Annotated in this window: 19 protein-coding genes; 6 read left to right on the forward strand and 13 right to left on the reverse strand. The window is 45.9% G+C overall.

Features of this window, described 5'->3' with window-relative positions:
* Nucleotides 1-65: 65 nt before the first annotated feature.
* A complete protein-coding gene (locus tag M5J74_RS15570; RefSeq protein ID WP_106168333.1) occupies nucleotides 66-1,232 on the reverse strand; it encodes a sugar phosphate nucleotidyltransferase in 1,167 nt (388 codons plus the stop codon).
* Between the two features lie 200 nt (nucleotides 1,233-1,432).
* Complete coding sequence (locus M5J74_RS15575) at nucleotides 1,433-2,332, reverse strand: segregation/condensation protein A (RefSeq protein WP_250012286.1); 900 nt, start codon at nucleotides 2,330-2,332, stop codon at nucleotides 1,433-1,435.
* Between the two features lie 66 nt (nucleotides 2,333-2,398).
* Here M5J74_RS15575 and M5J74_RS32765 point away from each other — a divergent pair, with 66 nt between their 5' ends.
* A complete protein-coding gene (locus M5J74_RS32765) occupies nucleotides 2,399-2,530 on the forward strand; it encodes a hypothetical protein (protein ID WP_256498090.1) in 132 nt (43 codons plus the stop codon).
* Nucleotides 2,531-2,577: 47 nt separating this feature from the next.
* On the opposite strand, the gene M5J74_RS15580 is transcribed toward M5J74_RS32765, so the two are convergent.
* Both M5J74_RS15580 and M5J74_RS15585 read right to left on the reverse strand, forming a co-directional pair.
* On the reverse strand, nucleotides 2,578-4,134 hold the full coding sequence (locus tag M5J74_RS15580) for a YcjF family protein (protein WP_250012287.1): 1,557 nt from the start codon (nucleotides 4,132-4,134) through the stop codon (nucleotides 2,578-2,580).
* Nucleotides 4,135-4,167: 33 nt separating this feature from the next.
* Nucleotides 4,168-4,362 carry a hypothetical protein gene (locus M5J74_RS15585; RefSeq protein ID WP_250012290.1) on the reverse strand — a complete coding sequence of 65 codons (195 nt, stop codon included), beginning with the start codon at nucleotides 4,360-4,362 and terminating at the stop codon, nucleotides 4,168-4,170.
* 40 nt (nucleotides 4,363-4,402) lie between these two features.
* On the opposite strand from M5J74_RS15585, the gene M5J74_RS15590 reads away from it, so the two are divergent.
* The 4 genes from M5J74_RS15590 to coaBC all read left to right on the forward strand — a co-directional run bounded on the left by M5J74_RS15590 (nucleotide 4,403) and on the right by coaBC (nucleotide 6,903).
* On the forward strand, nucleotides 4,403-5,020 hold the full coding sequence (locus tag M5J74_RS15590; protein ID WP_015154997.1) for an alpha/beta hydrolase: 618 nt from the start codon (nucleotides 4,403-4,405) through the stop codon (nucleotides 5,018-5,020).
* Between the two features lie 268 nt (nucleotides 5,021-5,288).
* Complete coding sequence (locus M5J74_RS15595; RefSeq protein ID WP_106167292.1) at nucleotides 5,289-5,501, forward strand: DUF2555 domain-containing protein; 213 nt, start codon at nucleotides 5,289-5,291, stop codon at nucleotides 5,499-5,501.
* Nucleotides 5,498-5,638: a hypothetical protein gene (locus tag M5J74_RS15600; protein WP_250012292.1), complete on the forward strand. Its 141-nt coding sequence runs from the start codon at nucleotides 5,498-5,500 to the stop codon at nucleotides 5,636-5,638. Before M5J74_RS15595 ends, M5J74_RS15600 begins: the two co-directional genes overlap by 4 nt.
* Nucleotides 5,639-5,694: 56 nt before the next feature.
* Nucleotides 5,695-6,903, forward strand: coding sequence for a bifunctional phosphopantothenoylcysteine decarboxylase/phosphopantothenate--cysteine ligase CoaBC (gene coaBC / locus M5J74_RS15605; protein ID WP_015154999.1), 1,209 nt, complete (start codon nucleotides 5,695-5,697; stop codon nucleotides 6,901-6,903).
* A gap of 74 nt (nucleotides 6,904-6,977) precedes the next feature.
* On the opposite strand, the gene M5J74_RS15610 is transcribed toward coaBC, so the two are convergent.
* From M5J74_RS15610 to M5J74_RS15635, 6 genes are all read right to left on the reverse strand, one after another.
* The gene (locus M5J74_RS15610; protein WP_106167291.1) at nucleotides 6,978-7,709 is read right to left on the reverse strand and encodes an alpha/beta fold hydrolase; all 732 of its coding nucleotides are present in this window, start codon (nucleotides 7,707-7,709) and stop codon (nucleotides 6,978-6,980) included.
* A 77-nt stretch (nucleotides 7,710-7,786) separates the two neighbouring features.
* The gene (gene fldA / locus M5J74_RS15615) at nucleotides 7,787-8,296 is read right to left on the reverse strand and encodes a flavodoxin FldA (RefSeq protein ID WP_015155001.1); all 510 of its coding nucleotides are present in this window, start codon (nucleotides 8,294-8,296) and stop codon (nucleotides 7,787-7,789) included.
* A 173-nt stretch (nucleotides 8,297-8,469) separates the two neighbouring features.
* The gene (locus M5J74_RS15620; RefSeq protein WP_250012294.1) at nucleotides 8,470-9,993 is read right to left on the reverse strand and encodes a chlorophyll a/b binding light-harvesting protein; all 1,524 of its coding nucleotides are present in this window, start codon (nucleotides 9,991-9,993) and stop codon (nucleotides 8,470-8,472) included.
* Between the two features lie 81 nt (nucleotides 9,994-10,074).
* Nucleotides 10,075-11,136 (reverse strand): chlorophyll a/b binding light-harvesting protein, encoded by a 1,062-nt coding sequence (locus M5J74_RS15625; protein ID WP_015155003.1) that lies wholly within the window; start codon nucleotides 11,134-11,136, stop codon nucleotides 10,075-10,077.
* Nucleotides 11,137-11,260: 124 nt separating this feature from the next.
* A complete protein-coding gene (locus tag M5J74_RS15630) occupies nucleotides 11,261-11,536 on the reverse strand; it encodes a hypothetical protein (RefSeq protein WP_250012296.1) in 276 nt (91 codons plus the stop codon).
* Nucleotides 11,521-12,219, reverse strand: a complete 699-nt coding sequence (locus M5J74_RS15635; protein ID WP_015155004.1) for a phosphoribosyltransferase — start codon at nucleotides 12,217-12,219, stop codon at nucleotides 11,521-11,523. The genes M5J74_RS15630 and M5J74_RS15635 overlap by 16 nt, the downstream gene beginning before the upstream one ends.
* Nucleotides 12,220-12,464: 245 nt before the next feature.
* On the opposite strand from M5J74_RS15635, the gene M5J74_RS15640 reads away from it, so the two are divergent.
* A complete protein-coding gene (locus tag M5J74_RS15640) occupies nucleotides 12,465-13,154 on the forward strand; it encodes a uracil-DNA glycosylase family protein (RefSeq protein WP_015155005.1) in 690 nt (229 codons plus the stop codon).
* A gap of 23 nt (nucleotides 13,155-13,177) precedes the next feature.
* Here M5J74_RS15640 and M5J74_RS15645 read toward each other — a convergent pair whose 3' ends face one another.
* From M5J74_RS15645 to tyrS, 3 genes are all read right to left on the reverse strand, one after another.
* Entirely contained in the window at nucleotides 13,178-13,888 is a 711-nt protein-coding gene (locus M5J74_RS15645) for a hypothetical protein (RefSeq protein WP_250012299.1), read from the reverse strand.
* Complete coding sequence (gene pyrF, locus M5J74_RS15650) at nucleotides 13,888-14,598, reverse strand: orotidine-5'-phosphate decarboxylase (RefSeq protein WP_015155007.1); 711 nt, start codon at nucleotides 14,596-14,598, stop codon at nucleotides 13,888-13,890. The genes M5J74_RS15645 and pyrF overlap by 1 nt, the downstream gene beginning before the upstream one ends.
* A 63-nt stretch (nucleotides 14,599-14,661) precedes the next feature.
* Nucleotides 14,662-15,933, reverse strand: a complete 1,272-nt coding sequence (gene tyrS / locus M5J74_RS15655; RefSeq protein WP_015155008.1) for a tyrosine--tRNA ligase — start codon at nucleotides 15,931-15,933, stop codon at nucleotides 14,662-14,664.
* Nucleotides 15,934-16,000 lie beyond the last annotated feature (67 nt).

Below are 16,000 nucleotides of genomic sequence, written 5' to 3' on the forward strand. Positions count from 1 at the left end.
AAAATATCTGTAGGGGCGCAAAAATATCTGTAGGGGCGCACAGCTGTGCGCCCCTACATGCATTATTAACTAGCCTCAATTCCTAGTAGTTCAGCGATCGCCTGTCTTTCAATTGCAGGCTGGGATGGCGTTTCGACGCGGGTATCCGTAATCAACCAGTCTAAGGCAGCAGCTTGGACATCAATCATGGCTCCCGTTTTATCGACGCAATAGCGCCCGTAGACGAGCTTATCTACGAGGCGGACTCCCGGACCTAAACGCGAATACTCGAAAATGACGCTATTGTCAACTGTAGCGCCGCCACAGATATAGCAGTTGGGACCGATCATGGTAGGACCAACTATTTTCGCCCCATCTTCAATCCGCGTCATTCCACCGATATACACGGGACCCGTAATATCTACTTTGTCCCAGTTCACAGCAACGCTCAGACCAGTGTAAATCCCAGGACGAACTTCATGTCCTGGAATTTGGACGTTTTTAATTTCACCTTGGAGTACGCCGCGAATGGCTTGCCAGTAATCGGGAACCTTACCGATATCCACCCATTCAAAATCCATCACCAAGCCATAAAAAGGTGCATTTTTTTCTACAAGTTTGGGAAATAGTTGACTACCAATATCAAAATTTTCTCCAGGTGGAATGTAATTAAATATTTCTGGCTCAAATATATAAATTCCCGTACTAATGTTGGTACTCAGAGCTTCTTCAACTTTTGGCTTTTCTTGGAAGGTTCTGACTCGTCCGTCTTCGTCTGTCACCACAATCCCGTAACTAGGGACTTCTTCGCGGGGAACAGATTTCATGATGACTGTAGCAATAGAGCCTTTCTCTCTATGCCATTTCACTGCTGCCGTTAAGTCTAAGTCAATTAGCGCGTCGCCGCACAGTACAACAAAGGTATCGTCAAAAAACGGCGCGAAGTCCTGAATTCGCCGCATTCCTCCCGCAGATCCTACCGCTTCTCCAACGAGAACGCCATCAACAATTTTTCCTTCAAAGGAATAGGCAAGCTGTACGCCAAAGCGCTGTCCGTCGCGGAAGTAGTTTTCGATTTCGTTAGCTAGATGGCTGACGTTGACCATGATTTGGTCAAAACCGTGTTGGCGCAATAGTTCAAGGAGAAACTCCATCACTGGCTTTTGCAGGATGGGAATGAGCGGTTTGGGGATGGTGTAGGTAATGGGGCGGACTCTCGTACCCTTACCCGCTGCCAGAATCATGGCTTTCATTAGAAGCTACTCCTCAACATGAGACAACTGTAAGCGATTGATGCAAAATCTACTCTTGATTAAAAACAAATGCGATCGTTTGATTGCATTTTCGATCCTCGTTTAATTCTCTACCGAAATCATCCCGAAAACTACACAGCGTAGTTGCCAGCCAAGTACAGCATACTAAATACTTTTTGCCAAGCGCGATTGCCCCCCTTTTAAACAGAACATACAGTGGTTTTGGAGTCAGTATCGCCGATCGCCAATTGTTCGGAACCGCCCAAAGTCTTAATTTTAATTTCTTGATAAAACTCTTCCTGCGATAATTCCACCTTAGATTGGGCTGAGAGTAGCAGCAACGCCCAAAAGACGCTGACTTTTTCGTGTTTTTGCGATGAGGTGCAACCGCGATCGCTCAGTAATTCACCATGAGACATAGTAGCTGCAATGGATGTGGCAACTTGTTTCGTTTGCGTCCATAAATCTACTAACTGTTCTAAATTTAGCCAATTTTGTTCTAAAGTAAAAAATTGTGACGAGTAGCGAGATAAAAACTCTTCCAGTTCTCGCGCTACTTGAGTCAGATTTTCCTGGTGAGCTAGTTCTAAGGGCTGGCGAGCATCTGCGCGTGACTGAGATACAGAACGGCGGCTGCGGCTAGTTTTGGCTGTCAGATTGCCTTCAGACTGCAACTGAGTCGCAATTAGCTGCAAATGCTCGATCAAATCTTGGAGGGTTACAGGGCGTTTTTGGGGAGGTACGGCAACCGGACGACGATGTAATTGCTGTTCTAGAGGCAAACGTAACCGCGTCGCAAACTCCCCTTCCCCTACCAGCAATAACTCTTCTGTATCCAGTTCTAACTCGTCAGGGGGAGAATCTAGTCCAGTGAGGGTGTTGGCTTTAAACAAGACTAGCAGCGATGCCAGTAAAAAAGCCTGTCCCGACTGAGATAAATTTGATTCGTATGAGCCTGGTGTTATTTCTTGGGCAGCTAGCAACGCATTCAAGTAGCGATCGATCGCTTCAATGACTCTGACATCCCAAGGATCGATTTCTCCTCTCTGTGCCAGCTCAATTAACAGCGCAATTCCTTCAAAAATTTCAGCAGCATTCATGCTTGACCTAAAAGAACGTCATTGGTCATTGGTCGTTGGTCATTAGTCATTGGTCATTAGTCATAAGTGAGTAGTGACAAACAGTCAGTTTTGACTTTTGACTTTACCTCAGTCTTACCGCAAGATCTTGAAGGGGAAATTCGAGATTGGGAAAATAACTCAACAAAAATTAAAGGAGTAGTCGTTCGTCGTCTCTGAAGAAGTCTAAACGTAAGTCTTAGAGGAGTTGGGCACTGAATGAGTTCTCATTGCCACTCTTCCTCATTTTCTATAGTTTGAGAGCGACTCGTTAAAGGTTGAATCACCCGCGCGATCGCCTGCTGTACGAACTCGCGAATAAATTCATCGCGGCGACTTAATTGAAACTGTTGCTGTACGACTTCAGCAATTCCGCCATCACCCCAATCGCGATCGCGGCGGAAATATTCAATGAAACTTCTGCCAGCAATCCGAGTTAAATAAGCCGCAGTCACGGCTTGAATTGCCCTGCCAATCAGAAAAGTCGGCACGGTGAGTTGTAAAGCAGCACTGAGCAATTGAAATGCCCCTTTCACAATACCCAAACTTGCCAAAATTTTACCCAAAGATAAAGCTAGTTCTTTTCCCCGTTCGATATTTAACTCACAACCGTAAACGCTGCCAATTTCTACCACCATTTGGGCGTTAACAGCCGCAGTTGCCAGTAAATCGGCTACAGGTATCGGCGTAACCAACACCACACCCGCCACGATCCATTGATATCTTTCGACAACTTTCTCGGCTTGCTGTCGCTGTTGGGTATCGATCAGCTGACGCGCTTCTTCCCCCAGACGATGAGATTGTAAGAGAATATTATCGGCAATTAATTCTTCTCCTTCTTGCCGCAAAATCGCCGCCATGCGACGCAATAAAGGAGTGACTTCAATATCTGGCTGAAAGATTTCCCCTTCTGGCAATGTCACGGGTTGAGGGTTAGCCGCGATCGCTACAACATCATTGGCTGCAATTAAATCTTTAACCCGTTCGCGCAACCGGGCAAGAATTTGTTCTCGATCCTCATCGGCATACAAATCTGTTTTATTCAGAACTAATAGCGATCGCTTACCAATTTCAATCAACGCCCGTAAAGGTACGTATTCCGATTGCCGCAAATCGTTATCAACCACGAATAACAGTAAATTTGCCTCAGTTGCTAACTGACGGGCTACCTGTTCTCGTTCCGTTCCCGCTACCCCCGCCTCTTGAATCCCTGGAGTATCGGTAATCAAAATTTTGCGTTCTAAACCTTTTAAGCGCAAAGTATAGGTTTGTCCTACCGTCGTCGTTCCCATCGGTGCAGCAATTTGTCCGACAATGCGCCCGAAAATGGCATTTACCAGCGAAGTTTTACCAGCCGAACCCGTCCCGAAGACGACAACTTGAAGATTTCCCCGCGCCAGATTTGCTTCAATCTCCTGCGATCGCTCGATTAATGCCTGTCGCGTCACCTCATCTTGAATTTGGGCAACTTGCTGTCTTACCGCTGAGAGATTTTCGGCAGCAGCTTCCGTCTTTTGAGGCGGAACCTGAGTTTGTTGCGCCTGTCGTTGCTGTCTTCTCCGTTGCGATTGCCTTTCTCCCCGTTGAATGACGAGTATGTAGTAGACAATTGCCCCAATCAACGCCAACATCAACCCAATAATTAAGGCAATGAGGAAATTGCACAGTAGCGGCGAATACCTGCATACCTCGGCAATCTGTGCTACAGAACTCACCAACCACAGAACTAACCCCAAGGCAATAGCAATGCCAGCAATAATGGCGATCGGGCGCAGTCGTTTCATCAATTAGGATGAGACTAAGTAACTACCCCAATCTTAATCTGGTAGTTGGTAGTTGGTAATGGGTAATGGGTAATGGGTAATGGGTAATGGGTAATTGGTAGTTGCTCCCTTGTCCCCCTTGTCTCCCTTGTCTCCCTTGTCTCCCTTGTCCCCCTTGTCTCCCTTGTCTCCCTTGTCTCCCTTGTCCCCCTTGTCTCCCTTGTCCCTCCCTGCTCCCTGCTCCCTCATTTAAGATATATTAAGAAAGCTGAACGGTGGGAGTAAAGCTTTGAGTTTAGAAGCGATCGCGGTTGCGCCAACAATGGGGACGAACCCAACAGGATTGGTTGTGGTACTGCACGGCTGGGGGGCAAATGCTAAAGATTTAGCCTCTCTCGTACCTTTATTAAACTTAAACAAATATCAATTTTTATTTCCCAACGCCCCTTTTCCTCATCCTTATACTTCTGTAGGTAGGATGTGGTACGACCTTTCTAGCCAAGAGTATCAAGGCATTCATGAGAGTAGGCAGATTTTGAAAGATTGGCTGCTTTCCCTCGAAGCTTCTACTGGCGTACCCCTGTCAAGAACGATCTTAAGTGGATTTTCTCAGGGCGCAGCAATGACTTTGGATGTAGGATTAGGCTTACCTCTGGCGGGTTTAATTGCCTTAAGCGGGTATATGCATCCTCTATCCCAATCCTTAGATGAAGTCCCGCCAGTACTCATCGTGCATGGTAAGCAAGACACCGTTGTACCACTCAAAGCAGCCCAATACGCTAGAGATAATTTAATTGCCTTGGGGGTTGCCGTGCAGTACCAAGAATTTGACATGGGACACGAAATTCGCCCAGAAGTACTACCACTGATTCAGCAGTTTGTGACAGCGAGGAGCGAGGAGCGTTAGCGAAGCGGGACGAAGTCCGGAGCGAAGAGTGAGTAGTGACCAGCGATCAACTACCAACTACCACGCACCAAAAAGAAATTACTTAACAAGTATTAAAATTACGATCGCAATCCGTTAACTTGCGGAGATTCACCCTTGATAAAGTGAGTAGTATATATAGGGGGCTAGAAAAAAATTCGGAATTCGGAATTCGGAATTCGGAATTAACTAGTAACTGGTCACTGGTCACTGGTCACTGGTCACTGATTCTGGGGAGGATCGCAGCATGATGAAGACTTCAAGTATTTCTCGGCAGGATATTGCTGCTATGTCAGCAATAGACGTGTCAGAACTGGCAACTCGTTTAGAACAAGACAACTACACGCATGTTTTTGACGGCTTGCAGGATTGGCATTTACTCAGGGCGATCGCTTTTCAACGTCCAGAATTAGTAGAACCATATATTCATCTTCTCGATTTGGAACCATACGACGAATCGTGAAGAATTCGGAATTCGGAATTAATGGTAGGGGCGGGTTTTGTAAACATGCCGAGGCGATCGCCCAGAATTCTGGAGTTAAACCCGCCCGTACAGAAGTTGGAATGAATTGTAGGGGCGGGTTTTTTGGAAAAATCTAGGCGATCGCACGTAAATTGTGCGGTTAAACCCGCCCGTACAGGAGTCGTAAGTTGAGATGAGTTTACAATCGCCCAGGCGGGTGTTAGTTGGAATCGGCGGGGGGATTGCGGCTTATAAGGTTTGCGAGGTTATTTCCACGCTGTTTAAATCTGGGGCGGAAGTAAGAGTTATCCTAACCGATTCTGCTCGACAATTTATTACTCCACTGACGGTATCAACTTTATCTCGCCATCCAGCTTATACGGATGCAGACTTTTGGCAACCTACCCATCAGCGTCCCTTACACATCGTTTTAGGGGAGTGGGCGGAAATTATGCTAATTGCACCCCTGACAGCAAATACGCTGGCGAAATTAGCCTATGGTATGGCTGATAACCTGTTAACAAATACAGTATTGGCTTCTACTTGCCCCGTATTACTAGCCCCAGCTATGAATACGGAGATGTGGCAACAAGTCGCAGTACAGCGCAACTGGCAGCAATTATTGACAGACAACCGATTTTATGGTATGTCTACAGGATATGGGTTACTAGCCTGCGATCGCGTTGGTGCGGGGCGGATGGCGGAACCAGCAGAAATTGTGACTCATATTCAGTCTTTGTTATGTACGTCTGGCAAGCGAGACTTGTTAGGAAAACAAGTTTTAATTAGCGCGGGTGGAACGCGAGAATATCTCGATCCGGTACGGTTTATCGGTAATCCCGCCACGGGCAAAATGGGAATAGCTTTGGCACAAGCAGCTTTCCATCGGGGGGCAGATGTAACTCTAGTACATGGTATTGTCAACGCAGAAATACCGTCAGGAGTGCGATCGCTACCTGTTGTCAGTGCGGCAGAAATGGAGAAGGCAATGTTAGAGTGCTTTCCAACTGCTGATATTACAGTGATGGCGGCGGCTGTAGCAGATGTGAAACCTGCAAACTATACTCGCGAAAAGTTACCCAAGCGATCGCTACCCGAAAGTTTGCCCCTCGCACCCGTGACAGATATTCTCGCCCAGTTAGGACATTGCAAACAGCCCCAACAAATTTTAATTGGCTTTGCTGCCCAAACGGGAGATATAGTCACTCCAGCCTTAGAGAAATTACACCGCAAAAAATTAGATGCGATCGTTGCCAATCCGATCGATCTACCCGATAGTGGATTTGGCAGCGACAACAATCAAGCGATTTTTTTAAACAAAGCAGGCGATCGAATTGCGATCGCACCTGGGACTAAGTTAGAAATGGCACATCGGGTTTTCGATCTGGTTGTTAGTCATTAGTCATTAGTCATTTGCTATTTATAGCTAATAATTTTTAACTTTTAACTTTTAACTTTTGACTTTTGACTTTTGACTTATCCTGGATTAACTACTACCTTTAGCTGATTTAATAAACTTAAAGATTGCCAGAAGCTAAGAATATGTTTTCCTGCTTGTTGCGATTGAAAGAAGTGAAAAAAGTGTCCGCCGTCAGGATGAAGGTGGAGGCGATCGCTTGCTTTTAAGAAAGGTTGCCATTTATGGAGTTCGGTAGCTTCTACAATTGGATCGTCTAAACTTCCACAAACCATTAATGGTACTGACACGCCATTATGAGGGAAATTAGCTCTTTGCCAAAGAGAATGGGGTGAAAGCGAACTATCGAGATCTTTTTCTAAAATCTTTACTAATCCCTCAATTGTGCGATCGTCATAACACCCAAATAAATTATAAGCCATTGTAGATAAAACTTTTTTCCGATTTAGAGCTTGTAAGTGAGTGTAATAGTGAACTTGCCAATCAATAGTAACATCTGCACCTACACCTAAAAGAGTTAAAGAAGCAATCTTTTCAGGATATTGACGCGCATACAAGAATCCTAATAAGCCACTCGTACTATGTCCAATTAAGTGAACGGGATGGGTTGTATTTTGTAGATAGTCGTGTAACAATCCTATGGCAATATCGAGCGAACTAGCTTCGTCTTGAGTTTGCGAATATTCCCAACGAGCGATTGAAACTCGTTTAGATAAATAATTTAACAAAGGCTGTTCAAAACAGCGCAAACTAGAACTAGTATTCAACCACAAATAATGAGGAAATGACATGAAAAATTCCTTCAGAGTTGAGATGAACGGTAGGGTACGTTGATGAACGCACCCCACAAATTTCTGTTAACTGTTAACTAAATACCAAACTCTTTCTTGAGTTGCGCTACCCAAGCTTTTACTCGTTCGTCAGTTAAATCAGATTGATTATCTTCATCGATCGCCAAACCAACAAATTTCCCGTCTTTCACAGCTTTAGATTCATTAAAGTCGTAACCATCTGTAGACCAATATCCAACAGTTGTCCCACCTAATTCTGCAATTTTTTCTTCTAGAATACCCATTGCGTCTTGAAAGTTATCGGCATAACCAATCTGATCGCCAGTCCCAAAATAAGCTACCTTCTTTCCACTGAAATCAATGCTGTCTAAATCGGGGAAAAAACCATCCCAATCGCTTTGGAGTTCGCCAATGTTCCAAGTAGGGCAAGCAACAATCAAATTAGTATACTCCTCAAAATCGCTTTCATCCACATCAGCGATATTATGCAAATTTACTACATCCTCACCAAATTCTTTTTGAAGTGATTCGACAACCATTTCAGTTTTTCCCGTTGTGGAACCATAAAAAATCCCGACTTTTGCCATTCTATTCTCCTGGAATTATTTTGTTTGGAATTAGACCTAATTTGAACGTGGTGCATCAAAAGTTGTAGGGGCGGGTTTTTTGAGTAGTTCTGTCCTAAAACAAATAGTTGTGCGGTTAAACCCGCCCGTACGCGAGTAAAGAGTTAGTTGCGATCTGAAATTGGTTGAGTCGTTTAGCTTCCAATCATGGGAATCGCCCGAAATAAATTCAGATTATCTAAGAGCAAATAAGCAAAGATTGCTCCGCCAATTCCACCAATAAAAAATCCAGTCGAAAACTGACTCCAGTTATCTACAGCTTGTAGAGAGTCTGGTACGTTTGGTACTGTGACTGCAAAATTTGGGCGTGGAACTGTAACCAAGCTTTTTTCCTGTGAGGTACTACCGTAAATTGAGAACCCAATCGTCAGGATGACAATTAAACTACCTGCGGCTAGTAAACCGAGCAAATTACTGGCGCGACTGTCGTTTAAAGAACCTAGCGAGCCTAGTATGGTAAAAGGACCGACTAACCAATAACCATGAGCCATCCCTATTTCTAACCCTCGCGAAAGAGGTGTAATACCAGGGCGATAAATTGGTAGGTATTTCAGAAAGTTCAGTGTCAGGTCGTTAGCCTCAACCGAGGAAAAGCGATCGCCCGAGCGAGGATTTGCCAACGGTGGCTGGATCAAGTCGCCTTTTTTCAAATCGAATCCAGCGGCGATCGCGCGGGAACGGAGGGCGTGCCAAATGTGACCGAGGAGAAATATGACGGCTAGAACGAAATGGAAAGATACTAACCAACCACGGCTAGAAACAATCCCAGGAGAACTTTCCAAAGTGCGAATTGGACCGTAAAAAACTTCGGGATATGCAGTATTGTTCACTGAGGCAAAGTAAGCTGCAAAAAAGCCCATATAGGCTACAGCGCCAATACTATAGGCAAGATACGCTTCACCTGAGTAAATTAAAACTCGACGCGCCCAGGCAAACGGCTGAGTCAAGATGTGAAAAATGCCACCACCAATTAGCATTCCACCAACCCAGATGTGACCGCCAACGATATCTTCTAAGTTATTGACAGCCGCCATTCCTTCTGAACCCCAAGCACCGAACAAGTAGCCAAAAATGCGGACTGGGTTCAGCGTGGGATGATTTATAGCCCTCACATCTCCGCCGCCAGCTACCCAAGGGTCGAACAATCCACCCCAAAACATCGCCTTGGCGACGAGTAGTAAAGCACCCAAACCCAAAAGCATCAGGTGGATACCTAAGATCGTCGTCATCTTGTCGGTATCTTTCCAGTCATAACCGAAAAAGCCAGCCAAAGTGGGGTTATCTTCTAACACCTCTGGTCCCAGTAAAGAGTGGTAAATACCACCCGCCGCTAGAATCACCGAAGGGATCAGATGCAAAACGCTGATGACAAAGTAGGGATAGGTACTAGTAATTTGCCCGCCAGCACCAACACCAAAGCCGAGAGTTGCTAAATGAGGAAGCAGGATCAACCCTTGTTCGTACATTGGTAAACTTGGGTTGTAACGAGACAACTCAAACAGAGTCATTCCGCCAGCCCACAACAGGATTAATGCAGAGTGGGCAATATGAGCGCCCAACAATTTGCCCGATAAATTGGTGAGACGAAAGTTACCAGCCCACCAGCCAACTTCAGGAATTTGGTTTCTGTATGGACTATCAGAAATTACTGCTGTCATTTATGCCTTCCTTGAGAAATATTTGCATCTTTTCGATCGCCAGCTCAAATTTAAGTTGAAACAATTTGCATTAAGCTAGCTTCAGGCAATCGGTTTGGGAAGGATTGCTGCCTCACTCACTCTCCCTTTACGGAAATCCAGCCCGCGCGATCGCAGTGCGTGCCAGATATGCCCTTGTAGGAAAAAGAAAGCTAACCAGAAGTGAGTGTTGGCTAACCAAGTCCGAGAAGTCACGAATTCAGGATCGGGCGATGAAAAGTAAGGTACAAAATTCTGCCGAATCGTGAGTGCAGGACCGTAAAATACTTCAGGATAAACGGTTGTATTGACTGAGACGAAGAGAGTTGCAATAAAGCCCATGAGCGCCAAAGCACCCAAACTGTAGGAAAGATAAGCTTCTCCCGACCAAACAAATAAAGGGTGCGTCCATTGAAACGGTCTGGTTGCAATATGGAACAACCCGCCCAAAATCAATATTCCACCAACCCAAATGTGACCGCCAACAACATCTTCCAGGTTGTCAACGCCAGCGATCCAGAAATTGCCTACTGCACCGAACAAATAACCATAAATTCTGGCTGGATTGAGTGTCGGGTTAGTCACGACTCGCACATTTTCCACGGCTGGGTCGTACAAACCGCCGAAGTACATTGCTTTGGCGACCAATAAGAACGCACCTATCCCCAGCAATACCAGGTGAATGCCAAGAATTGTCGTCATTTTGCCTGTATCTGCCCAATCGTAGCCAAAGAAACGAAATCGGTTTTCTAATGTGGCTGGACCGCGCAGGGCATGAAAAATCCCACCATACCCCAAAAATGCAGATGAGATTAGATGGATCGAGCCGATCGCAAAATAGGGGAATGTGCTTGTCACCTCGCCGCCAGCACCCACGCCCCAACCTTGAGCTGCTAGGTGAGGTAGTAGAATTAAACCCTGCTCGTACATGGGTTTGGCTGGATTAAAGTGAGCCAACTCAAATAAAGTCATTGCTCCCGCCCAGAACACAATTAGCCCTGCATGGGCTACGTGAGCGCCCAGGAGTTTCCCTGATAAATTAGTCAGGCGAAAGTTCCCCGCCCACCAGGGAACTTCGGTAGCATTTTGCTCTACCGATAACGGACTTTTAGCAACAGTTGTCACCGTGCCTCCTATTGAGAATAATATTCAACAGTCTGAGAGAACAGATTACAACATGAACTGAGTTATTGACAATAGTTTTTATTAAAATTTTTGAGCGAGTTAGTGAGTGGCTGGTGGTTAGTGGCTAGTGGAACCAGTAGTAAATAGGGTGTAGGGTGTAGGGTGTAGGGTGTAGGGTGTAGGGTGTAGGGTGTAGGGTGTAGGGTGTAGGGTGTAGGGTGTAGGGTGTAGTGTTTTTTTTCTCCGTGACTCTCCACGACTCTCTCTCAGCTGGGCGACTCTCTCTTCTCCCCCTTGTCTCCCTTGTCTCCCTTGTCTCCCTTGTCTCCCTTGTCTCTCTTCTCCCCCTTGTCTCCCTTGTCTCTCTTCTCCGACTCCCGATTGCTAACGCCCTAACCACAACTTCTGTTGTTGCAGGCAAGCAAGGGCGATTCTTGTTTCTACTTGAGGAAATTCTTCGTAAAAGCGGCTGACACTCAGAAAAGATTTGGGTGTGTGCAGAACGATTATCCGATCGCCCCATTGTTCTAGCCAAGGTAGCAAGGTTTGAGGTGCGACGGGAGTGCAGAGCCAAACTGCTATGTGATTTTGCGATCGCAGCGTTTGGGCGGCTACTGCCATTGTCATTCCAGTGGCAACGCCATCATCGACTAAGATCGCGATCGTATCTCGCGTTTGTTGGGCGATCGCGCTATGTTGGGAGCGACCAGAATTGAGGACTGCCATCTGCAATTTTGCCTTGCTCAGGGCTGCTTCCAGCGCTATTTTTCCCGGTGGTGAATTTTGGAGAGCAATTGATGTTTGTCCTGCCCACAAGACGTTACCATCTGCTGTAACTGCTCCAATCGCTAGTTCTGGGTTTTGGGGATGACCGATCTTTTTTGCCACCACAATATCTATCGGACAACGCAGTCGCCGCGCTACTGGCACTGCTACAGGCAATCCTCCCCGTGGTAGGGCATAGACAATCGGATAAGGGGCAACGTTAGAAACAGCCGCAATTTTGTCCAGAAGACGATGAATTTCCGGTGCTAGTTGTTCTCCAGCAGCAACGCGATCGCGAAACAATATAGCAGTTGACATACTTTCGGCTGAGGACGGCATACTGCTTATATCTTCAAGGATGTTTCCGCAGTTTAACTGTGTTCTACAGGCTTTTTTCCAATCGGCTAGCAAATGCAACAAGATTTATTTTTTCAGTAATAGTTTCCTCATTTTCAGTCTTAGTCGGGAGTTGTAAGGGAGATAAGTAGATAGAAAGAGGGTTAAAGTAGTCACAATTTCGCTACAATTGGAAGGTTTGCTAGCGCAGCTACAATTTTTATTCCATGTCTAGCGAAGACCAGCTCAGCTTATTTGCAAGTTCAGATGTCGTCGAACCAGTCGCACCGCCGCAACTGGATCTGATTCCCACAGATGCGAAAATTCCTATTCCCATAGGGACTTACCCCAGCCTAGTTGAATTGGCACAGCACTGCAATCAGTGCCAGCGCTGCGAACTAGGAGCAACTCGCCATCATGCCGTAGTTGGGCGAGGTCATCCCCAAGCCCCGATTATGATTATTGGCGAGGCACCAGGGCAAAACGAAGATGAGACAGGGTTGCCTTTTGTGGGGAAAGCCGGACAACTTTTAGAGAAAATTTTAGATTCTGTAAAATTAAATACAGACAAAGATATATATATCTGCAATATCAATAAATGCCGACCACCAGGAAATCGCACGCCTACCACTGATGAAGTAGAAGCTTGCAAGCCTTATTTGTTAGAACAAATTCGCCTAATCGAGCCAAAAATTATTCTTCTCACTGGCGCGACAGCACTTAAAGGCTTGTTGGGCGAAAAAAGAGCTATTTCTAAAATACGCGGGACATGGTTGGAATGGCAAGGACGCTTGTGTATGCCCATCTTTCATCCTGCTTATTTGTTACGCAACCAATCTCGCGAAAAAGGTAGTCCTAAGTGGTTGATGTGGCAGGATATTCAAGAAGTGAGAAAAAAACTGGATGAGATTTGCTAGTAGGGTACGTCATTTAATGCACCCTACTCCTTCGCATCTCGCGCCCGACTTCTGGCTCGACAATCACGCAACCAAGTTTCAATTGCCTGGGCAATAATACCATCACTCGTTTCCTCTGGTGGCGTGGGGGGTCTTTTGCCAGCGCGATCGCCAATTCGAGTAAACATACTAGCCAAACGCCATCCATCTTCAGTTTTGGCGAAAAAAGCCCAGTGAAACCCCTGCAATTCTATGGCGCGATCTTTTAAATACTGTCGCTCCAAGGTCGTAAAAAATACCTGCTGTACGTCTTCACCATCCGCCTGTGGCGATTTAGGCTGGTAAACACCAGGATCGGTAGTTAAAGGTTCAAACTCTGGATTCCCTGCTACCAATACATACGTATAAAGATCTGTACTGCGGCTCAACCTACGAGCGCGTTGACTGGTGCGATTGGCGTATGCAGGCAAATCTTTAAGAAGTCGATCGGTCAGGGTTTTAATATCTTGAGTAGAACAATGGGAGTCGGAAGTCGTAGGGGCGCACTGCTGTACGCCCGTGCAGGAGTCAGAAGTCGGATAGGCAGGTAAGGGTATTTGAGTAACAGCTAGTAAAGAAAGTAGAAAAAAGTGCAATTTGGAGTTGAAAAACGAGCGAATCAGGGTTAAATTCCAAATTTCGTAGCTTGCTTCTCTCTCTTCAGCCGAGAATTCGGAATTCCGAATTCCGAATTCCGAATTCCGAATTCTCTTCATCACCCCGCCAACTCCTGACAAATACGCTCCCAAGCCTCCTCTGGATTGGCAGCAGCAGTAATTGGACGACCAATGACAAGATAATCTGCCCCTGCTTTAATTGCTTGTGCAGGAGTGAGCGATCGCGTTTGATCGCCTTTTGCTGCCCAGCTCGGACGCACCCCAGGACACACTAAGAGAAAATCATCGCCGCAAATCCGCCGCAACTGTTCCACCTCTTGCGGCGAACAAACAGCCCCATCTAAACCTGCTTCCCGAGCTAATGAAGCCATTTCTAAGGCATATTCCGGTAGTTCCAAGGGAATTTTTAACTCAAAAGCAAGCTGACGAGCAGAAAGACTCGTTAAAACAGTAATCGCAATTAATTTTGGTGGTGCTACACCCGCCGTCTTTGCTCCCTCCTGTGCCGCTTGTTGAGCCAGTGACAAAGCATCTTTACCAGCAGTCGCATGAATCGTCACTAAATCGACTCCATACCCTGCTGCCGCCCGACATGCCCCAGCTACCGTATTCGGGATATCGTGAAACTTGAGGTCTAGAAATATTCGCTTTTGCCGCTGTTTCAACGTACTGAGAATACCACCACCACAGCTCACAAATAATTCCAAGCCAACCTTCCAAAAGCTGACCTGCGGCAACCGATCCACAAGCGCGATCGCAAGAGCTTCTGTCGGTACGTCTAGGGGAACGATAATTCGGTCTGTATGCATGGGTGTTGGGTTTAGAGACAAGGGAGACAAGGAGGACAAGGGAGAACGATCGCCAACTACCAACTACCCATTACCATTTACTAATTTGACAAATTTATTCTTGCCAACCTGTAAGACTTTACCATCCAATTCATCTGGAGAATTAAAGATTAGGTCTACTTGGTTGAGGCGATCGCCATCCAGTTTAACTGCTCCACCTTGAACTTGCCTGCGGGCTTCAGAACTAGTCGGACACAAACCACTGGCGCTGACAATGTAAAACAATTTGGCTGGAAATTTGATTTGAGATAGCGAAAATTCTGGTACGGCTGAAGTATCGGCTGTATTGCCTTGTACCAATGACATTGCTGCTTTTTGAGCGTTTTGAGCGGCTTCTTTGCCGTGGTATTGACTGACAACCTCTAAAGCAAGCAGCTTCTGGCGATCGCGGGGAGTTTCCGGCAATCCATCTAAGGGTAAATTTGTCAATAACTCGAAATAATCTTTGAGCAAATGGTCTGGCGTTTTTTCCAGCTTGGAATACATCAATAGCGGTTCTTCTAGCAGTCCCACTTGATTTCCCAGCGACTTAGACATTTTCTGGTTGCCATCCGTGCCAATCAAAATTGGTAACAGCACGCCAAACTGTGGCTTTTGTCCGAAATGTCTTTGCAAATCTCGCCCTACAGCAATGTTAAATTTTTGGTCTGTCCCACCCAACTCTACATCTGCTTCTAACGCTACAGAATCGTATCCCTGTACCAGGGGATAGAGAAATTCGTGGATGTAAATGGGATTTTCTTTCTCGTAACGTTCGGCAAACCCTTCTTTTGCCAACATTTGCCCGACTGTCATTGTAGACAACAATTCTAGAATTTTGGTCAAATCGAGTTTTGACAACCATTCTGAGTTGTAACGAACTTCTAACTTGTCGGGAGCAAAATCTAAAATTGGACGTACCTGATCTAAATAATTCTTAGCATTCTCGGCAACTTCTGCCGCACTCAATTGACGGCGAACTTCCGATCTGCCAGTGGGGTCGCCAATTCTAGCCGTGAAATCGCCAATCAGCAAAACGGCTTTATGTCCGGCATCCTGAAACGCTCTGAGCTTGCGGACTGGAATACTATGACCTAAATGAATCTCCGCGCCAGTGGGGTCAATCCCGAACTTGATACGCAAGGGTCGATTTGTCATTTTTAACAATTTTTCCAGATTTTCTTCAGGATTGCTAGAATCAGGCTGGTCTGGAAAGATTTCGCTGACACCACGTCGTAGCCAATTTGGATCGGGTGTCGCGGTGGCTAATTGAGAGCTTGGCTCTTGCCTTGGGGATGATAAATTCGTTACACTCACTCGCAACCTTCTCAATCGCTTAATTGACAGACTACTATAGTGACAAAATTATCCGCTGATTTGGCGA

It is taken from the genome of Chroococcidiopsis sp. CCNUC1 (assembly GCF_023546805.1).
Taxonomy (GTDB): domain Bacteria; phylum Cyanobacteriota; class Cyanobacteriia; order Cyanobacteriales; family Chroococcidiopsidaceae; genus Chroococcidiopsis; species Chroococcidiopsis thermalis.

Coding starts and splice junctions, on each gene's coding strand:
- M5J74_RS15570 (WP_106168333.1), bottom strand. CDS start 1,232: ATGAAAGCCATGATTCTGGCAGCGGGTAAGGGTACGAGAGTCCGCCCC.
- M5J74_RS15575 (WP_250012286.1), bottom strand. CDS start 2,332: ATGAATGCTGCTGAAATTTTTGAAGGAATTGCGCTGTTAATTGAGCTG.
- M5J74_RS15580 (WP_250012287.1), bottom strand. CDS start 4,134: ATGAAACGACTGCGCCCGATCGCCATTATTGCTGGCATTGCTATTGCC.
- M5J74_RS15585 (WP_250012290.1), bottom strand. CDS start 4,362: ATGAGGGAGCAGGGAGCAGGGAGGGACAAGGGAGACAAGGGGGACAAG.
- M5J74_RS15595 (WP_106167292.1), top strand. CDS start 5,289: ATGAAGACTTCAAGTATTTCTCGGCAGGATATTGCTGCTATGTCAGCA.
- coaBC (WP_015154999.1), top strand. CDS start 5,695: ATGAGTTTACAATCGCCCAGGCGGGTGTTAGTTGGAATCGGCGGGGGG.
- M5J74_RS15610 (WP_106167291.1), bottom strand. CDS start 7,709: ATGTCATTTCCTCATTATTTGTGGTTGAATACTAGTTCTAGTTTGCGC.
- fldA (WP_015155001.1), bottom strand. CDS start 8,296: ATGGCAAAAGTCGGGATTTTTTATGGTTCCACAACGGGAAAAACTGAA.
- M5J74_RS15620 (WP_250012294.1), bottom strand. CDS start 9,993: ATGACAGCAGTAATTTCTGATAGTCCATACAGAAACCAAATTCCTGAA.
- M5J74_RS15635 (WP_015155004.1), bottom strand. CDS start 12,219: ATGTCAACTGCTATATTGTTTCGCGATCGCGTTGCTGCTGGAGAACAA.
- M5J74_RS15640 (WP_015155005.1), top strand. CDS start 12,465: ATGTCTAGCGAAGACCAGCTCAGCTTATTTGCAAGTTCAGATGTCGTC.
- M5J74_RS15645 (WP_250012299.1), bottom strand. CDS start 13,888: ATGAAGAGAATTCGGAATTCGGAATTCGGAATTCGGAATTCCGAATTC.
- pyrF (WP_015155007.1), bottom strand. CDS start 14,598: ATGCATACAGACCGAATTATCGTTCCCCTAGACGTACCGACAGAAGCT.